Origin of the sequence: Amycolatopsis coloradensis (assembly GCF_001953865.1) — a bacterium.
GTDB classification, from domain to species: domain Bacteria; phylum Actinomycetota; class Actinomycetes; order Mycobacteriales; family Pseudonocardiaceae; genus Amycolatopsis; species Amycolatopsis coloradensis.
This window is the reverse complement of sequence record NZ_MQUQ01000020.1, coordinates 278174-295054: the sequence shown is the minus strand read 5'-3', so window position 1 is coordinate 295054 and position 16881 is coordinate 278174. Positions and strand designations below refer to the sequence as shown.

15 protein-coding genes are annotated in these 16881 nt (G+C 68.9%); 1 reads left to right on the top strand and 14 read right to left on the bottom strand.

Annotated features, from left to right (window positions below):
* Position 1: 1 nt before the first annotated feature.
* On the bottom strand, positions 2-1900 hold the full coding sequence (gene dnaG, locus BS329_RS33960) for a DNA primase (RefSeq protein ID WP_076166408.1): 1899 nt from the start codon (positions 1898-1900) through the stop codon (positions 2-4).
* A gap of 50 nt (positions 1901-1950) precedes the next feature.
* Here dnaG and BS329_RS33955 point away from each other — a divergent pair, with 50 nt between their 5' ends.
* Positions 1951-2889 carry a sigma-70 family RNA polymerase sigma factor gene (locus BS329_RS33955; RefSeq protein WP_076166405.1) on the top strand — a complete coding sequence of 313 codons (939 nt, stop codon included), beginning with the start codon at positions 1951-1953 and terminating at the stop codon, positions 2887-2889.
* Between the two features lie 69 nt (positions 2890-2958).
* On the opposite strand, the gene BS329_RS33950 is transcribed toward BS329_RS33955, so the two are convergent.
* The 13 genes from BS329_RS33950 to BS329_RS33890 form a co-directional block, all read right to left on the bottom strand.
* Positions 2959-3525: a carboxymuconolactone decarboxylase family protein gene (locus BS329_RS33950; RefSeq protein WP_076166402.1), complete on the bottom strand. Its 567-nt coding sequence runs from the start codon at positions 3523-3525 to the stop codon at positions 2959-2961.
* Between the two features lie 445 nt (positions 3526-3970).
* Positions 3971-5773, bottom strand: coding sequence for a glycosyl transferase (locus BS329_RS33945; protein ID WP_076166399.1), 1803 nt, complete (start codon positions 5771-5773; stop codon positions 3971-3973).
* A 9-nt stretch (positions 5774-5782) separates the two neighbouring features.
* Complete coding sequence (locus tag BS329_RS33940) at positions 5783-6859, bottom strand: serpin family protein (protein ID WP_076166396.1); 1077 nt, start codon at positions 6857-6859, stop codon at positions 5783-5785.
* A 151-nt stretch (positions 6860-7010) separates the two neighbouring features.
* Entirely contained in the window at positions 7011-8282 is a 1272-nt protein-coding gene (locus tag BS329_RS33935) for a deoxyguanosinetriphosphate triphosphohydrolase (protein WP_076166393.1), read from the bottom strand.
* 29 nt (positions 8283-8311) lie between these two features.
* Positions 8312-8947 (bottom strand): YdcF family protein, encoded by a 636-nt coding sequence (locus tag BS329_RS33930; RefSeq protein WP_076166390.1) that lies wholly within the window; start codon positions 8945-8947, stop codon positions 8312-8314.
* 32 nt (positions 8948-8979) lie between these two features.
* On the bottom strand, positions 8980-9585 hold the full coding sequence (locus tag BS329_RS33925; protein ID WP_076166387.1) for a response regulator transcription factor: 606 nt from the start codon (positions 9583-9585) through the stop codon (positions 8980-8982).
* Positions 9582-10778 (bottom strand): sensor histidine kinase, encoded by a 1197-nt coding sequence (locus tag BS329_RS33920; protein WP_076166385.1) that lies wholly within the window; start codon positions 10776-10778, stop codon positions 9582-9584. The genes BS329_RS33925 and BS329_RS33920 overlap by 4 nt, the downstream gene beginning before the upstream one ends.
* 15 nt (positions 10779-10793) lie before the next feature.
* Positions 10794-11522: an ABC transporter permease gene (locus BS329_RS33915; protein ID WP_076166383.1), complete on the bottom strand. Its 729-nt coding sequence runs from the start codon at positions 11520-11522 to the stop codon at positions 10794-10796.
* Entirely contained in the window at positions 11519-12451 is a 933-nt protein-coding gene (locus BS329_RS33910) for an ABC transporter ATP-binding protein (RefSeq protein WP_076166381.1), read from the bottom strand. The genes BS329_RS33915 and BS329_RS33910 overlap by 4 nt, the downstream gene beginning before the upstream one ends.
* A gap of 349 nt (positions 12452-12800) precedes the next feature.
* Positions 12801-14189, bottom strand: coding sequence for a glycine--tRNA ligase (locus BS329_RS33905; RefSeq protein ID WP_076166379.1), 1389 nt, complete (start codon positions 14187-14189; stop codon positions 12801-12803).
* A 93-nt stretch (positions 14190-14282) separates the two neighbouring features.
* Positions 14283-14945, bottom strand: coding sequence for a class F sortase (locus tag BS329_RS33900; RefSeq protein ID WP_076166377.1), 663 nt, complete (start codon positions 14943-14945; stop codon positions 14283-14285).
* A 186-nt stretch (positions 14946-15131) separates the two neighbouring features.
* The gene (locus BS329_RS33895) at positions 15132-15761 is read right to left on the bottom strand and encodes a class F sortase (RefSeq protein ID WP_076166376.1); all 630 of its coding nucleotides are present in this window, start codon (positions 15759-15761) and stop codon (positions 15132-15134) included.
* Between the two features lie 7 nt (positions 15762-15768).
* Positions 15769-16842: a hypothetical protein gene (locus BS329_RS33890; RefSeq protein WP_076166374.1), complete on the bottom strand. Its 1074-nt coding sequence runs from the start codon at positions 16840-16842 to the stop codon at positions 15769-15771.
* Positions 16843-16881 lie beyond the last annotated feature (39 nt).

Here is a 16881-nt window from a genome sequence, read left to right as displayed (position 1 = left end):
CTCAGTCCATTCCGCCGATGGCCTGTTCCTTCAGCGCTTTCCGGTACTGCTCGAGCGCGACGAGGTCGCCGAACAACGCGCGGTAGTCGTCCGGCGCCTCGACCGGCGAAAGCCGCTGGAGCTTCGACTTGATCTCGTTGATCTGGCGGCCGACCAGGCTCTCCTGCACCGCCGCGAGCTGCGCGGAGATGTAGCGCGAGTCGACCTCACCCTTGGCGCGCAACGGTTCCACCGAAAGTTCGCTGAGCACTCGCCGTACCGTCCCCTGTGGACAGTGCGGGGCGGCGGCATCGAGCAGGGACGGCCCGGTCAGCCCGGAACCCGCTCCGCCGGCGGACAGCAGTGCCTTGTGGATGGCGATGTATACCGGATGAGTGAACGCGTCCTCGGGGAGCGCGTCGTACTCCGCCCCGGCGAGCATGGGCTGTTGCAGCGCCGCCTTGAGCGCTTCCCGTTGCGCCATGAATCGCTGATCGCCGGGCGCGGGCCTCGGCAGGTCGTCCTCCACGGTGGCGGTGGCCGTCCCGGCAAGCCGCCGGACTTCGACGGTGGCGGAGCGTTTCGCCGAGGCACCCGCGCTGCCGCGAACCCGGTTCACCACCTGCGCCGCGTCCTGCCAGCCGACCCACCAGGCGAGTTTCGACGCGTAGCCGTCACGGCTGGCGCGGTCCTTGATGCCCGCGACCATCGGGACGGTCTTCTGCAGTGCCGCGACCTGACCGTCGACGGAGTCGAGGTCGAAGGCCTTGAGCATGCTCTTGATCGCGAATTCGAACAGCGGGATCCGCCGGGCGACCAGATCGCGCACCGCGGTGTCGCCCTTCGCGAGCCGCAGCTCGCAAGGGTCCATGCCGTCCGGGGCGACCGCGATGTACGTCTGCCCGGCGAAGGTCTGGTCGCCCTCGAAGGCCTTCAGTGCCGCCTTCTGCCCGGCTTCGTCACCGTCGAAGGTGAAGATCACTTCGCCACGGAAGGCGTCGTCGTCCATCATCAGCCGCCGAAGGACCTTCATGTGGTCCTCGCCGAACGCCGTCCCCGACGACGCGACGGCTGTCGGCACCCCGGCGGCGTGCATCGCCATCACGTCGGTGTAGCCCTCGACGACGACGACCTGGTGCCGTTTCGCGATCTCGCGTTTGGCCAGATCGAGGCCGAACATCACCTGAGACTTCTTGTAGATCGGCGATTCCGCGGTGTTCAGGTACTTCGCCGAAACGCGGTCGTCGTCGTACAGGCGCCGCGCGCCGAACCCGACCACCTCGTTGCCGACGTCGCGGATGGGCCAGAGCAGCCGCCGGTTGAACCGGTCCATCGGCCCGCGCTGCCCTTCCTTGGCTAAACCGGCCGTGAGCAATTCCTTGACCTCGAACCCGCGGGTGAGCAGGTGCTTGGTGAGCTTGTCCCAGCCGGCCGGTGCGTACCCGCAGCCGAACGTCTGCGCGGCGGCGGCGTCGAAGCCTCGCTCGGACAGGAAGTCCCGCGCCGCACGCGCGTCCGGGGTGAGCAGCTGCTCGGCGTAGAACTCCTGAGCCGCGCGATGCGCTTCGATCAGCCGGGCGCGGGTGCCGCGATCACGCTGGACGCTCCCGCCGCCGCCTTCGTAGGTCAGCCGGAACCCCGCGCGATCCGCGAGCCGCTCGACGGCCTCCACGAAGGAGATCAGGTCCATCTTCTGGATGAACTTGATCACGTCGCCGCCCTCGCCACAGCCGAAGCAGTGGAAGGTGCCGTGGCTGGGGCGCACGTTGAACGACGGGGTCTTCTCATTGTGGAACGGGCAAAGCCCCTTCAGGCTGCCGCCGCCGGCACTGCGGAGGGCCACGTAATCGCCGATGACCTCGTCGATCCGGTTGCGGTCGCGTACTTCCGCGATGTCGCTGTCCCGAATCCGTCCTGCCACCTCCCCAGTCTAGTTCCCGCTCACGCGGCGCCGTGCGGCACACTCGGGGAATGAGCACCGCCCTGGATGAACTCGCCGGGAAGTTCGCCGCGCTACGCCCCCATCTGGTGTCGGTGGCCTACCGGCTCACCGGCGCGCTGTCCGACGCCGAGGACGCGGTCCAGGAGTCCTGGCTGCGGCTGAGCGGGCTGGACGAGAGCCGCCGGGCGGCCATCGAAGACCACAAGGGCTGGCTGACCACCGTCGTCAGCCGGATCTGTCTTGACCGGCTGCGGTCGGCGGTGGTGCGCCGCGAGCGGTACGTCGGGGAATGGCTGCCCGAGCCGGTCCTCGGCCCGCTGGGCACGCCGTCGTCGGAGGACCCGCTGGCCGTCGCCGTCCGCGACGACGGGATGCGGATGGCGGCCATGGTCGTCCTCGACCGGCTGACGCCCGAGCAGCGTGTCGCGTTCGTCCTGCACGACGCGTTTTCGGTGCCGTTCGGCGAGATCGCCGAGATCCTGGGCTGCACCACGGAGGCCGCGCGCCAGCACGGTTCCCGCGGCCGCCGCGCGCTCGCCGACGCCGACCCGCCACCGAGGACGGCACTGGCCGAGCAGCAGCGGATCATCGAGAAGTTCATGACCGCGATGCTCACCGGCGACATCAAGGCGGTGGCCGAGGTCCTGCACCCGGACGTCGTCCTCGTCGGCGACGGCGGCGGCAAGGCGCGTACGGCGGTGCACACGGTCAGCGGGTTCGACAAGGTCACCCGCCTGTTCCAGGGTCTCATGCGGATGTACGACCCGGCCGGGATGGAGAAGGCCAGGCCCGCGCTGGTCAACGGCGATCTCGGGGTCTACATCCCGCCGCAGGCCGCCTCGGAGGGATACCGGGCGCTCGACGAGCACGTCGACGCGTTCGTCATCCGCGATGGGAAGATCGTCGCGATCTACGACATGGCGAACCCGGACAAGCTCACCTCCGCTCGCTCTCGCGTCGGCGCCTGACGCGTTTCGTCCTCTAGTTGCGGTAGTTCTCACTACCAACTACCGCGACTAGAGGACGAAACGCGGGGGTCAGGGAAGCGGGATCCGGCAGGCGTCGCCTGAGGTGAAGCCCTGCGCGGTGATGTCGAGCGCGCTGTTCATCCGGGCACGCATGTTCTCGAGCGCGATCTGGTAGGTCAGCTCGATGACGCCCTTGCGGCCGAACTCGCGTTCCAGTTCGGCGACCTGCTCGTCGGTGACGGTCACCGGGCTCGCGGTCATCGCGTCGGCGTACGCGAGCCCGAGCCGCTCCTGGTCGGTGAAGGCGGGCGACGTCGCGTAGTCGTCGATCTTCTTCAGCCGTTCGATGTCGAGCCCCTCGTGCACCTGCAGCATGGTCCCGAAATCGATGCACCACGCGCAGCCCAGCTGGGTCGCGACCCGGTACACGGCCAGCTCGCGCACGTTCGGCGGCAGCACCTTGCTGGCCTTCTCGACCAGCACCTCGTGCAGTCCGCTGGCCCGGAACAACGCCGGGTGGTGCGCGGAGACCGCCATCGGCTCGGGCACGGCACCGAAGCGCTTCCCGACGAATTTGTAAGCCAGCTTCAGCAGGAAGCCGGCTTCGGCGGTTTTGACGGCGGGAATGCGCGGCATGACGTCCTCCTCGTGGGGTTGCGATCAGAAGGTGGACGAGGCGGCCCGCGCGAACGTGACAGCACCCAGGGTGACGTGGGACATGCCGCCGGAAACCCGCCCTTGCCCGCCAAGTGGACGAGCAGCCGAACGGATTTGGGCGTTAGGTGACCCGAAATCCGAGACCGTCCTGTCACGACCAGAGCCGGAGAGGGTGGTGTCAAAGGTGGCGCGACCGGGCTTCTTCACTGTCCACAAGGGACACCACCTGGCGGCTACTGCCTGCAGGAAGGGACGAGCGGGGAAGTTTCAGGACGTTGAACGCCCTGAATCTTCCCCGCTCGGCTGTGCCGGGGTGCCATGAGCTTGCTCAAGGTCCGAGACCGCCGTCCCCCGCGTTTCGTCCTCTGGTTGCGGTACTTGCACGCGCAACTACCGCAACCAGAGGACGAAACGCGAGAAGGGGTCAGGGGGTGATCGTCCGCACGTCCCATACCCAGACGCCGTTGACGAACTCGGCGGGCTTCCGCAGCAGCAGGTCCACCGTGGCCCGGAACGCGTCCTGGTGTTCACGCGGGATCAGCACGAGCACGTCGGCGTTCCAGTACCGCAGATCCTCCAGCGCCTGCACCCGCTGCGCCTCGGTGACGGTCGCCGGGATGCCGGTCTGCTTGATCTGGTCGAAGATGATCGACGTCGGCCGCTGGATGGCGCCGTAGCGGCCACGTTTGTCGTCCGGGCCGCTCGGGCCGACGAAGTAGCCCTCCGGCATCGAGTAGCCGAGTCCGGCGTCGATCTGCCAGTGCAGCGGCTCGGATTCGCCGGAACTCGGCAACGGCACGGGCACCACGGTCCCGCCGGGCGCGACGTAGCTCCGCCAGGTGCCGTCGGCGAGGAACCTCGGGGTCGGCGGCCGGTCCTTCACGATCAGTTGCGTCGGCGCGATCGGCAGCAGGACCGCGATGACGACGCCGATCCATACCAGCCGCAACGGGAATCGCCGCTCCCCCGGCACTTCGGGCAGTTCCGACGCGACCGTGCAGACGCGCTCGGTCGCCAGCGCCAGGAGGGCGCCGATGAGCGGGATGCAGCCCATCGCGAGCCGCGATTCCAGCAGCGATTCGAACAGCGGCAGTTCCGACAACAGCTTCCACGGCCCCGGGATGCCGGTCTCCTCGTGCACCACGACGAGTTGCACACCAAGGGAAAGCCACGCCATCACGAACATCGAGATCGCCAGCGCCCGCGCGAACACCTCACGCCACAGCCACACGGTGATGACCACCATCAGCACGATCAGCGGCCAGCCGAAGAAGGCGTTCTCTTCGGTGCGGTTCATCGACACGTCCGCCGCGGCCTGCGGCTGCCCGGCGACCGACTGCGTGGCGAACCGGGTGAACGCGGCCGTGTCGTTGCCGACGGGGCCGTGTTCGATCGCCTGATAGCTCTGCGGGCCGAAGAACTGCCACCACAACGGGAAAGCGCACAGCACCAGCGCCACGAGGACGCCGATGCCGACGCCGATCCCCAGCGGCTTCGCCATCGCCGGGAACTCGCGGTAGTTCGTCGCGAAGTAGGCGATGGCGAAGATCGCGAACGCCATCGCGAAGATCAGCAGCGGCTCTTCACCGAGGAAGACCTGGTACGCCGCGAGCAGGCCGAGGAAGATCCCGTTGCGGACCGGCCGCTCGCCGCGCGCGATTTTGAAGACCAGCAGCGCGATGAACGGCAGGACGAACCACGCGACGAAGTTCGGGTGCGCGTTGCCGTGCGAGATTATCGGCGGGGCGAACCCGACGAACGCGCCGCCGATGGCCGCGCCGACCCGGTTGGTGACCAGATGCCGCGAGAAGACCCAGTACCAGGCCGCGGCCGTGCCGGCGAGGCCGCCGGTGAGCGCGATGGCCCAGGTGACCGTCGGGCCGAAGGTGAGGGTGACCGGCGCCAGCGGGATGCCGATGCCGAGCATGGCCGTGTTGGCCATCAGGTTCACCCCGAGCGGGTGGTTCTGGAAGTGCGAGGTGAGCGGGTTCCTCAGGTGCAGCACGTTGTCCGCGGTGACGGAGAAGAACCACTCCCACAGGTTCTGGTCCGACGCGCTGTTCCAGAGGTAGCCCTCTTTCAGGTCGAGCCACAGCCCGTTGTAGAGCAGGAAAGCGAACAGCAGGAAGCCGCCCATGATGGCGGCGTCGGCGGCGGCGAACCGGCGGGGTCTCGTGGGAGTCTCCTCGGCCTCCACCGCCGCCGCCTCAGCCTGGAAAAGACTCACTGACCATCCTCACGGCTCGACAACGCGGGCGAGAAAGTAGATCACACCCGTCGAGGCGTGCCTTACGAGTAGAAGGAACGGGCGATCGATGGCGACCTCGAGGGGTTCGTCGACGATGAGCGACGTCAGCCGCATCAGCACCGCTGTCGCGGCGGCGCCTTCGAGACCCTGTTCGTCGATGCGGAGCACGGACTGGTGGACGACCTCCGACACTTCGAGCCGGTCGTCGTCGGCGAGCCCGGTGAGATCGGCGCGCGCGGTGAACATCGTCCGCACGCCGAGTTCCTGGAGCTTCTCCGTCAGCGGGCTGGCGACGTCGAGCTTCAGCTTGGGCAGCGACAGGCTGAGCGTCTTCGAGCGGGTGTTCTCCAGCAGGCGCGCCAACTCGCCGGGGTCGAGTTCGGCGTCGTCGAGGTCCCCGTCGGGCAGCAGGACGATCGCCTCCACCCCGCCCTCGGCGCCGAGGCGGACGACCTGCCAGCCGTCCTCGTGGGTGTGGTCGAGCTGTTTTTCGAGCCACATCGTCGGCACCGTACGGGTACCGGACGGCGCGTGGAAGTCCGCGGGCGCGGTGTTGTCACGCGAGAACGGGTTGGTCCACGCGGTTTTGAGATACAGCGCGTTGACGATCGCGGCGACGGTGTCCGGCGCGACGGTCCCGGGCTTCAGCAGTTCGGGGATCAGGTCCCGGGTGGCCTCGGCGACGTCGGCGTTGATCAGCTGACGCGCGGCCTCGGGATCGGCGCGGAACGGGGCACTGGCGACCTTGCCGCCGGGCCACGTCGCCAGTTCCTCGCGGAAGGAGTCCTCGAGCGGGAGCCCGTCCCACGCCCAAAGCGTGTTCGCGACCGCGAGTTCGGGGCCGTCGTCGAGCAGCGACGAGGCCTTGCCCAGCAGGTCGGCGAGTTCGTCCGGGTCACCGAGCAGCGCGACCAGCTCTTCTCTGGTCTTCCCCTTGGCGGCCTGGGTCACCAGGCCGAGCGCGCTCGCGATCGAGTACGGCGAGAAGCACGCGTTCTCCGCGCGGCTCGCCAATACCCGGTAGAGGTCCAGACCAAACCGGAGGTGGCTTTCGACGGCGCCCATGCCGCAGACCGTACCGTGGACGGGCCCGTCCGTCTCCTGTCCGAAAGTTCCGCCTTGTCCGAGCGGTGGGGCAAGGGTGGCGGTGTCGCGAAAGCCACTTTCGCGACCTCAGATGTCCCGAAAGCGGCTTTCGCGACACCAGTCGAGGCACTCAGCCGTGGCGGCCGGTGTGCCAGGCATGCCACGCGTAGGCCTGCGCGTCCGTGAGTGACGCCACCTGGTCGACGACCACGCGCAGGCGGGCCGCGTCGTCCGGGGCGGCCTCCCACGCGGGCAGGAACAGCCCGTCCAGCGCGTCCGGCGCGCGGCGGCACAGCGCCTCGACCAGTTCGGCGAGCGTCTGGCGCTGGCCGTCCTGCATCGCGAGGCGCCGCCTGTCGCTCATCACGTACCGCAGCGCGAGCGCCTTGAACAACGCGACCTCGGCCGCGACCTGCTCAGGGACGACCAGTTGCGCGGTGTAGCGGCTCAGCGGGCCCTCTCCGTACACCGCCCGCGTCGCGCCGACGACCACCGTCGCGAACCGGCCGACCAGTTCGCTCGTCAGCCGTTTCAAAGCGACCTGCGCCTTGAGTGATCCGTCGAGCCCCTCCCCGGTGAGTTCCGCGACCACGGGCAAATCGAGCAGTTCCTTCGCCGCACTCTCCAAAGTGGACTGCGACTGGTCGGAGAACCGCCGTGCCGCCTCGGCCACCGCCGCGCGTTCCTCGGCGTCGGCCAGTACCCGCAAGGAGATCCGGCCCGCGAGGACGCCGTCTTCGACGTCGTGCACGGAGTACGCGACGTCGTCGGACCAGTCCATGATCTGCGCTTCCAGGCAGGTGCGGCGGTCCGGCGCCCCCGCGCGGATCCACCCGAACACCTCGGCGTCGTCGGCGTAGACGCCGTACTTCGGATTGCCCTCTTCACGCTGCCACGGGTACTTCGTCGAGGCGTCGAGGCAGGCGCGAGTGAGGTTCAGCCCGCCGACGGATCCGTCTTCGAGCAGGACCTTGGGCTCCAGCCTGGTCAGGATCCGCAACGTCTGCGCGTTGCCCTCGAAACCGCCGCACGGCTGTGAGACCTCGTTCAGCGCGCGCTCGCCGTTGTGCCCGAACGGCGGATGGCCGATGTCATGGGCGAGCCCGGCGGTGTCCACCAGATCCGGATCGGCGCCCAGTTCATCCGCGATTCCCCTGCCGATCTGCGCGACCTCCAGCGAATGCGTCAGCCGGGTGCGTGGCACACCGCTGACCTCGGCGCCTTCGCCGGGGCCGACCACCTGGGTCTTCCCGGCCAGCCGCCGCAGGGCCGCCGAGTGCAGCACGCGCGCCCGATCACGGGCGAAGGCTGTCCGCCCGTCCTCGGCGCCTGGCAGCGCCGCGCCCTTGGGCCGCTCGGGCAGCAGGCGCGCCGTGTCGGCCGCGGTGTAGGTGTCGCTCACCAGCCCAGCTTAAACGCGGGCACCGACAGCTACAGGGCGTCGACAGGGGACTTCGTGAGGCGGTAATACAGCAGCGCGCCGGTCTCGCGGACGATGTAGCGCGCCTGCGTCTCGCGGGTCTGCACGACCGGGCCGTGATGGGTGGGCGAGGTCCAGGACTCCAGGCCGAGGTCGCCGGCCATGACCCTGGCGCGGAAGGAGTGCCACGGGTCGCTGACCAGCACCGCGGTCTTCCAGCCCCGCTTCTGCACCTGCTCGGCGACCGCGCGCAGGCTGCGCAGGGTGTCGCTGCCCTCCCCGACCGGCAGCGTCGCCGACGCGGGCACGCCGCGTTTGCGCAGCCATTGCGCGCCCGCGTGTGCCTCGGTGTAGTTGTCGTCCGCCTTCTTGCCGCCCGCGGTGACGATCGTCTTGGCGACGCCCTGGTCGTAAAGCGCCTTCGCCTTGGCCAGCCGGGCCTGGAAGATCTCCGACGGCCTGCCGTTGTACTGGGCCGCGCCGAGCACCACGATGACGTCGGCCTGATCGCGGACGTCTTCCCTCGCGACCTGCCAGACCCGGAACGCCGTGCCGCCGATCACCGCGACGACGATCAGCAGGGCACCCGCCGCGATCCGGCGTACCCAGTTCGCGCGAGTGGGTTTGGTCCGTTCGGCGGTACTCACGGGAATGATTCTCGCAGAGCGGCGCCCGGGTCTCAGAGCCAGCCGCGTTCTTCCGCGAGCCGCACCGCCTCGGCCCGCGTCCTCGCGCCGGTCTTGCCCATCGCGGCCGAAAGATGGTTGCGGACGGTGCCTTCGGAAAGGTGCAGGGCACGGGCGATGTCGGCCACCGTGCTGCCGTCCTCGGCCGCCTTGAGGACGTCGCGCTCGCGTCCGGTGAGCGGGCTCGCGCCGGTGGCGAGCGATTCGGCGGCGAGGGCGGGATCGACCACCCGGAGTCCACTGTGGACCCGGCGGACGGCGTCCACGAGTTGCTCCGGCGGAGCGTCCTTGACCACGAAACCCGCGGCGCCCGCCGCCATCGCCCGCGCGAGGTAACCGGGTCTGCCGAAGGTGGTGCAGATGATGATCCGGCACGAAGGCAGCGCGCCGTGCAGCTCGGCGGCGGCTTCGAGGCCGTCCTTGCCCGGCATCTGGACGTCGAGCAGTGCGACGTCCGGGGTGGTTTCCCGCGCCCGGTGGAGCACTTCGTCGCCCGAACCGACCTGGGCGACCACCTCGATGTCGGTTTCGAGGCCGAGCACGGTGGCCAACGCCCCACGCACCATGGCCTGGTCGTCGGCGAGCAGGACCCGGATCACGCGCGGCCTCCAGCGGGTTCGGTGAGCGGCGCACGCGCGCCACTCCGCACGGCGGATTCCGGTACCTCCGCGCGGACGAGCCATCCTCCCGCAGAAGGCGCCGTGGCGGTCAAGGTCCCGCCGACCGCGTCCAGCCGTTCGGCGAGCCCTCGCAGGCCGTTCCCCGCCGTCACCTCACCGCCTTCGCCGTCGTCCTCGATTTCGAGCCAGGTCTTGCCGAAGCGGACTTTGACCCGCTTCGCCTCGGAATGCCGGAGCACGTTGGTGACCGCCTCCCGCAGGACATAGCCGAAGGTCCGCTGGAGGGCGGGGTCGACGTTGTCCACCGCGTGCGGCAGATCCGCCTCGATCTCGGCCGCCCGCAGCGCCGCCCGCGCCCCGGCGACCTCCGCCGAGAGCGACACCTCGCGATACTCGGAGACCGTGGCGCGGATGTCCGACAGGGCGCTGCGGGTCAGGCTCTCGACCTCGCCGATCTCCCGCAGCGCACGGCTGTCGTCCGTTCCGCTCTCCAGGATCCGGCGGGCGAGTCCTGCCTTGACCGTGATGGTGGTGAGACTGTGGCCGAGGATGTCGTGCAGGTCGCGCGCCAGCCGTTCGCGTTCGCCCGCCACCGCGAGCGTCGCGATCTCCTGGTTCGCCGCCTCCAGTTTCCGCACCGCGCGGACCAGGTTCGCCATGAAGAACATCGCCGCCGTGATCGAGGTGACCGCGACGAGGTCGCCGAAATCGTCTTTCCCGAGGACCAGGTGGACGCCCAGGACCAGCAGCAGCGCCCCGCCGTCCAGGATCAGCGCCCACGCCGGCGGCAGGGTGAAGGCCAGCACCGCCGTCGCGTAGATCAGGACGTACGGGCTGCCGCCGTGCAGGAACACCAGGGCGAGGCCGAGCAGCAGCATCGTCCCCGAAAAGCCGTAGGTCATCCGGCGCCGGTGCGGCCGGAGGAACAGCGGGAAGAGCACGTAACAGGCGCCGTAGAAGATCAGGAGGACCGCGATCAGCAGCTCTTTACCGGTCGCCCCGCCGTTGACGAGGTCGATCCCCGCGGGGACGAGGCTCGGCAGGACGAAGGCGGTGCCGAGCACGATCCACGCCACCGGCCGGAGTCCCCGGCCGGTGCGTGGCGGTATGTCCGACCACCAGTTCTCCCGGCTGTTCAAGCCCGTCTTGACCCTGCCCGGGTAGTCGTTCACCTGGTCACCCTTTTCTCAGACCCGCGCACTGTCTTTACGGTAACGCCTGATCACCAGGACCCCGAGGACCGCCGTCCACGCCGCCAGCACACCGAGCGTGGCGGGGAGACTCACCGTGAGATGGTCGGTGACGACCGGGCGGACCAGCTGGATCAGCCAGTACGTCGGCGTCGCCTTGGCGAGGTCGGCCATCCACGACGGCATACCGTCGATCGGGATCCACAGGCCGCCGAGAAAGCCCATGCCCATCATGACGATCATGTTCATCGGCTGCATCGACTCCGGCGTGCCGAACTGGCCGAGCAGCAGGCCGAGCAGCACCAGCGGGATCGCGCCGAGCCAGATACCGAGCACCAGCCTCAGCCAGCCGGCGGAGTCGAGGTGGACGCCCTGGAACAGGACGCCGATCAGCGGGACGACGAGCAGCGACGGAAGCGCGACGAGCATCGCCGAGAGCGCCTTGCCGCCGAGATAACCGGCGCCGGTCAGCGGGGTCAGCCGCAGCTGGCGCTGCCAGCCCGTGGACCGTTCGATCGCCAGTTTCGCGCCGCTCGTCATCGCGGCGGAGAAGCTGCCGAAGGCCATCATGTTGACCATGATCACTCCGGCGACGTTCACGTCCCCTCCGGCGAAAACGTTGGCCTGCAACAGGAACATCAGCACCGGGAAAGCGACCGCGAAGAGCACGAACCGCGTCGAACGGAAGGTGCGGACGATCTCGGTCTTGAGAAAGGTCGGATTCATCGGACAGATTCCTCGGTGTCTTCGATGCTCTCGGTGGTCAAGGAAAGGAAGGCGCCTTCGAGGCCGACGGCGCTGATCTCGATGTCGTGCGCTTCGGGCACGTGGGTCAGCAAGGCCCGCAGCGTGGCGTCGGAATCGGAACTGGAGAGGGTGACGCGGCCGCCGCGGAGTTCGAAACCGGTGACCGCGGGCAGCCCCGCGATCACCGGTTCCGCCGTCGCGGGCACCGCCGCGCGGACCGTGCGTCCTCCTGCCAGCGCACGGACCTGCGCGACCGAACCGTCCGCGACGATCCGCCCCGACCGCATCAGCACCACCCGGTCGGCGAACTCTTCGGCCTCTTCGAGATAGTGGGTCGCGAACACGACCGTGCGGCCGGAGTTCGTGAACTCGTACATGGACTTCCAGAACTCGCGGCGCGTGCCGACGTCCATCGCGGCCGTCGGCTCGTCGAGGATCAGCAGATCGGGGTCGCTCACCAACGCGACCGCGAATCGCACGCGCTGCTTCTGGCCGCCGGAAAGCTTGGTGGAGCGCCGATTCGCGATATCCTCCACCCCGGCACGGCGCAACGCCTCCCGCACCGGCATCGGCTCGCGGTGCAACGCCGCGACCATGCCGACGGTCTCGGCGACCGTGAGATCCTCGACGAGCGCCCCACCCTGGAGCATCGCGCCGATCATCCCGTCGCCGACCGCGTCCCCCGGCTCGCGCCCGAAGACCGTCACAGTGCCGCTGTCGGGCACGGTGAGGCCCAGGACCATGTCGACCGTGGTGGATTTGCCCGCGCCGTTGGGGCCGAGCAGCGCGACCACCTCACCCGGCGCGATCGTGAGGTCGAGGCCGTCGACGGCGTGGACGTCGCCGTAATGCTTACACAGGCCGGAAAGTCGTACCGCCGCCCCCGCGGTGATGTCTTGTTCTCCCATGCCACGAGCTTGTCGCGCGGGAACGTCCCGGACGTGGGCCGCGCGTCACGACCTGGGGGTGACAGTTGTCAGGGGTGGGCCGGGGGCAAGTCCGTGAAGGACTCCTTCACTCGGTTGAGCCGCAGGGTCCCGGCAAGTCGCAGAGCTGCTGGTCAGCGCTGCTCTGGGTAACCGGATGTGACACCGCTGGCGCCCGTAAGGGGTCGAGCGGGGAGGATTTCGGACGCTGAACGTCCGAAATCCTCCCCGCTCAGGGGCTCCGCAACCGGTATGGCCCCATTCCTCCATCGTCAGGCAGGGAAGAGTCCTTCACGGACCAGCGGATGCGCTCCTACATCTGCGAGCGGGGTCAGCAGCCGATCAGGCGCGCGGCCAGATAAGCCTCGAGCTTGTCGATCGCGACCCGCTCCTGCGCCATGGTGTCGCGCTCCCGCACGGTCACCGCGAGGTCGTCGAGCGTGTCGAAGTCGACGGTGACGCAGAACGGCGTCCCGATCTCTTCCTGGCGCCGGTAGCGCTTGCCGATCGAGCCCGCGTCGTCGAAGTCGACGTTCCAGTGCTTCCGCAGGGTCGCCGCGACGTCGCGCGCCTTCGGCGTGAGATCGGCGTTGCGGGACAACGGAAGCACGGCGACCTTGTAGGGCGCGAGACGGTAGTCCAGCTTCAGCACGGCGCGTTTGTCGACGCCGCCCTTGGCGTTGGGGACCTCGTCCTCGTGGTACGCGTCGACCAGGAACGCCATCATCGAGCGGCCGACACCGGCCGCGGGTTCGATGACGAACGGGCGGAAGCGCTGCTTCGAAGCCTGGTCGAAGAACGACAGGTCGACACCGGAGTGGTTCGAGTGCGTCGTCAGGTCGTAGTCGGTGCGGTTCGCGATGCCCTCGAGCTCGCCCCACTCCTGGCCGGCGTTGAACGCGAACCGGTACTCGATGTCGACGGTGCGCTTCGAGTAGTGGGAGAGCTTTTCCTTCGGGTGCTCGTAAAGGCGCAGGTTCTCCGGCTTGATGCCGAGGTCCTTGTACCAGTCGGTGCGCGCGTCGATCCAGTACTGGTGCCAGGTCTCGTCCTCGCCAGGCTCGACGAAGAACTCCATCTCCATCTGCTCGAACTCGCGCGTGCGGAAGATGAAGTTGCCCGGCGTGATCTCGTTGCGGAACGACTTGCCGATCTGGCCGATGCCGAACGGCGGCTTCTTCCGCGCGGTGGTCTGCACGTTGAGGAAGTTGATGAAGATGCCCTGCGCGGTCTCCGGACGGAGGTAGTGCACGCCCTCCTCGGACTCGACCGGGCCGAGATAGGTCTTCAGCATCATGTTGAAGTCACGCGGCGCGGTGTACTCGCCCCGGGTGCCGCAGTTCGGGCACGGGACCTCGGACAGGTCGTCCTCGGTCACCTCCTTGCCCGTACGCGCGGAGAAGTCCTCGGCGAGCTGGTCGGCGCGGAAACGCTTGTGGCAGGAAAGACATTCGATCAGCGGGTCGGTGAAGACGTCGAGGTGACCCGACGCGACCCAGACCTGGCGCGGGAGAATCACCGAGGAGTCGAGGCCGACGACGTCGTCCCGGCTCTGCACGACGGTCCTCCACCACTGGCGCTTGATGTTGTCCTTGAGTTCGACACCGAGGGGCCCGTAGTCCCACGCCGACTTGGTACCGCCGTAGATCTCTCCACACGGGAAAACGAAGCCTCGACGCTTACACAGGCTGACGACGGTCTCAATGGTGTTGGCGGGCACTCCACGCTCCGAAGCATGCGGGGACGGGTATCGGACTAGAACGACAAGACTAACCGCCCGTCCCCGCATGACCTCCGGCGAGGTTGGAACGGGTCAGGGGCGGCTGACCAAGGAGGCGGTGACGATGCGGTTGTCCTCGTAGCCGTCGGTGCCGCCGACGTACTCGCCACCACAGGTGACCAGCACCAGCCGGTGCGGGCCGTCCGGCCCGAACAGTTTCTCCGCCTGCTCGGCCAGCTTCGTCTTGTGCACGGTGACGACCTCGCCGATCTTGTAGACCCACTTGCCGCCGTCGGTGTCGACGACGTTGACCTCCTGGCCGGTCTTGAGCCGCCACAGTTCGTCGAACGGGCCCTTCTCACCTTTCCAGTTCACATGCCCGGAAAGCAGGGAAGCGCCCTGGTCAGCGCCCAGTTTCGAGCCCCACCAGGTGGCTTCGTCGAGACCCTCGGGGATGGGAAGGGTCCCGTCGGCGGTCAGTTCCTTGCGGATCAGTTTCGCCGTGCCGCCGCCGGGCAGTTTGACCGTTCCGGGCGCCTGGCCCGTGTCCGCCGCGACTTCGGACCGCTGGACCGCCGACGTGGTCGCCCGGTCCTGGGCCGCCGCGACGACCGGTTCATTCTTTCCGGTGAACACGAACACCGCGACCACGGCCGTCACCACGAAGATCGCCGCGCAGGCGAGGATCCATCCCAGCGCTGAGCGCTTTTTCGGCTGCTCCTCGCTCGCCGCTCCGTCGTCGAACTGTCCCACCATCGGGTATTACTCCTTGCTCGCGTCAAGCCGCCGAAGCGGCCGGTGTCGCTAGACACGCGACGCGCACTGACGCGGGTTGCATCGACTTCCCCGCAATTCGTCCTCTAGTTGCGGTAGTTGCGCGTGCAAGTACCGCAACTAGAGGACGAATTGCGGCAGGGGTCGGGCGCGCGGGTCGGGCGCGGGTCAGGCGGGCGGGCCGGAGACGGGGGTCGCGACGATGACCCGGTTGTCCCGATAACCATCGGTCCCGCCGAGGTAGTCGCCGCCGCAGGTGACCAGGACCAGCCGATGCGGCCCGCTCTGCGCGAACAGCTTCGCCGCCTGCGCGGGCAGGTCGTCCTTGTGCACCGTGACGACCTCGCGCACGCGATAGACCCAGATCCCGCCCACCGCGTCGCTGACGGCCACCTCCTGGCCGTCCCGCATCCGCCACAGCTCGTCGAACGGCCCCTTGACCCCACCCCAGTTGACATGCCCGGAGATCAAAGCCGTGCCTGCTTCGGCGCCAAGCCGCGCGCCCCACCACGCCGCGTCACCGAGACCACGCGGGATCGGGAGGACGCCGTCGGAATTGACCTCGGACCGGACGAGCTTCGCCGATCCGCCTTCGGGCAGGCGGAGGGTGCCGGGCCGCTGCCCGCGCGTCGAACTGTCCGCGGGCAGCGCCAACGGAGCGCCGTCTTCGCCCGGCACGACCGCGGGTTCCGCGAGCGAGACCGCCGGTTCCGGCGGGATCCAGGTCAGCACGATCACGCCCGCCGAGATGGCGAGCGCGGAGACGACGGCGGAGAGCCCCGCCAGCCAGGTCCGCACGCGACCGCTACTTCTCCGGCACCGGGACGGGCTTACGACCGCGGTAGAGCAGCATGGCCGCGGCGCCGATCACGATGCCGCCGCCCAGCAGTCCGAGCCCGACGACGGTCCGTGTCGAGTCGGCCGTCTGCGGCGGGATACCGCCCGCGGGCACCGTTCCCGGCACCGACGGCTGTTCGGGCGCCGCCCCCGGTCCCGTGCCACCGGCGGGCCTCGCCACGAAGTTCCTCGGGATCGCGCAGCTCACGCCGCCGAGCACGATCGACGTGCGAGCCTCGCGCAGGTCCTTGCCCGCCGCGTCGCGCACGTGCGTGACGATGTCCAGTTTCCAGCCCGCCGCCTTGGTCACGTCACCGCTGCGCCAGCCGTCCTGCCGGATGAGCTGGTCGAAGGCGGTCACCCGGGACACGGTCAGGTCGGAGGTGGTCTCTTTCTTGCTGGCCGTCTTGTCGATCTCGCCGGTCGAGGGCGGTCCGAGCTTGAGCCCCTTGACGTCGACGCCCGAAGCGCCGGACGGCTTCAGCGCGCCGGTTCCGTCCCGCACCCAGATCTTGGCCACGCTCGTCGACGACACCGCCTTGCTCGGCGCGGAGCAGTCGACGGCACTCTTCGCGCCTTCGAGCACCAGCACGGTGTTGTCGGCGGGTTTCGCGCCGCCTTGCCCGTTGTCGATCAGGGCGTAGTTGCTCTCCGCGACCGCTGTCGGGACCGTGGTCTGCTGGAGCGCGGCGAGCACGTTGTGGTCGCGGCTGGCGATACCGGCCGGGTACGGGCTCTGCGCCCCGTAGCGGCCGAGGTTGATGTCCCATTTCTTGCCGAAGGTGTTCCGCTCACCCTCGTTGAGGGGGACGACAGTGCGATCCGGGGAGAGTTTCGACCGGCCGGGCGTGAGCGGCGAACGCTGGGTCTCGGTGATCAGCGACCCCGGGTTCCCGATGCGCACCGAAGCCACGTTCGCGAACGACACGGGGCCGGTCTTCTCATCGACGGCCTGCGTCGTCTGCGCCGAGGCGAGCCCCGGAACGGACGCCAGAACGAAAGCCGCCGTCGCGGCGGCCAGCTTCGTCACGAAACGAGTCATGTCTCCCCACTGCCTCTCCGGGCCCTCCGAGCGCGGTCG

What these genes read in the sequence shown, in the direction of transcription:
- BS329_RS33955 (WP_076166405.1), top strand. Translation starts at nt 1,951, where the DNA reads ATGAGCACCGCCCTGGATGAACTCGCCGGGAAGTTCGCCGCGCTACGC.
- BS329_RS33950 (WP_076166402.1), bottom strand. Translation starts at nt 3,525, where the DNA reads ATGCCGCGCATTCCCGCCGTCAAAACCGCCGAAGCCGGCTTCCTGCTG.
- BS329_RS33940 (WP_076166396.1), bottom strand. Translation starts at nt 6,859, where the DNA reads ATGGGCGCCGTCGAAAGCCACCTCCGGTTTGGTCTGGACCTCTACCGG.
- BS329_RS33915 (WP_076166383.1), bottom strand. Translation starts at nt 11,522, where the DNA reads ATGAATCCGACCTTTCTCAAGACCGAGATCGTCCGCACCTTCCGTTCG.
- BS329_RS33910 (WP_076166381.1), bottom strand. Translation starts at nt 12,451, where the DNA reads ATGGGAGAACAAGACATCACCGCGGGGGCGGCGGTACGACTTTCCGGC.
- BS329_RS33900 (WP_076166377.1), bottom strand. Translation starts at nt 14,945, where the DNA reads ATGGTGGGACAGTTCGACGACGGAGCGGCGAGCGAGGAGCAGCCGAAA.
- BS329_RS33890 (WP_076166374.1), bottom strand. Translation starts at nt 16,842, where the DNA reads ATGACTCGTTTCGTGACGAAGCTGGCCGCCGCGACGGCGGCTTTCGTT.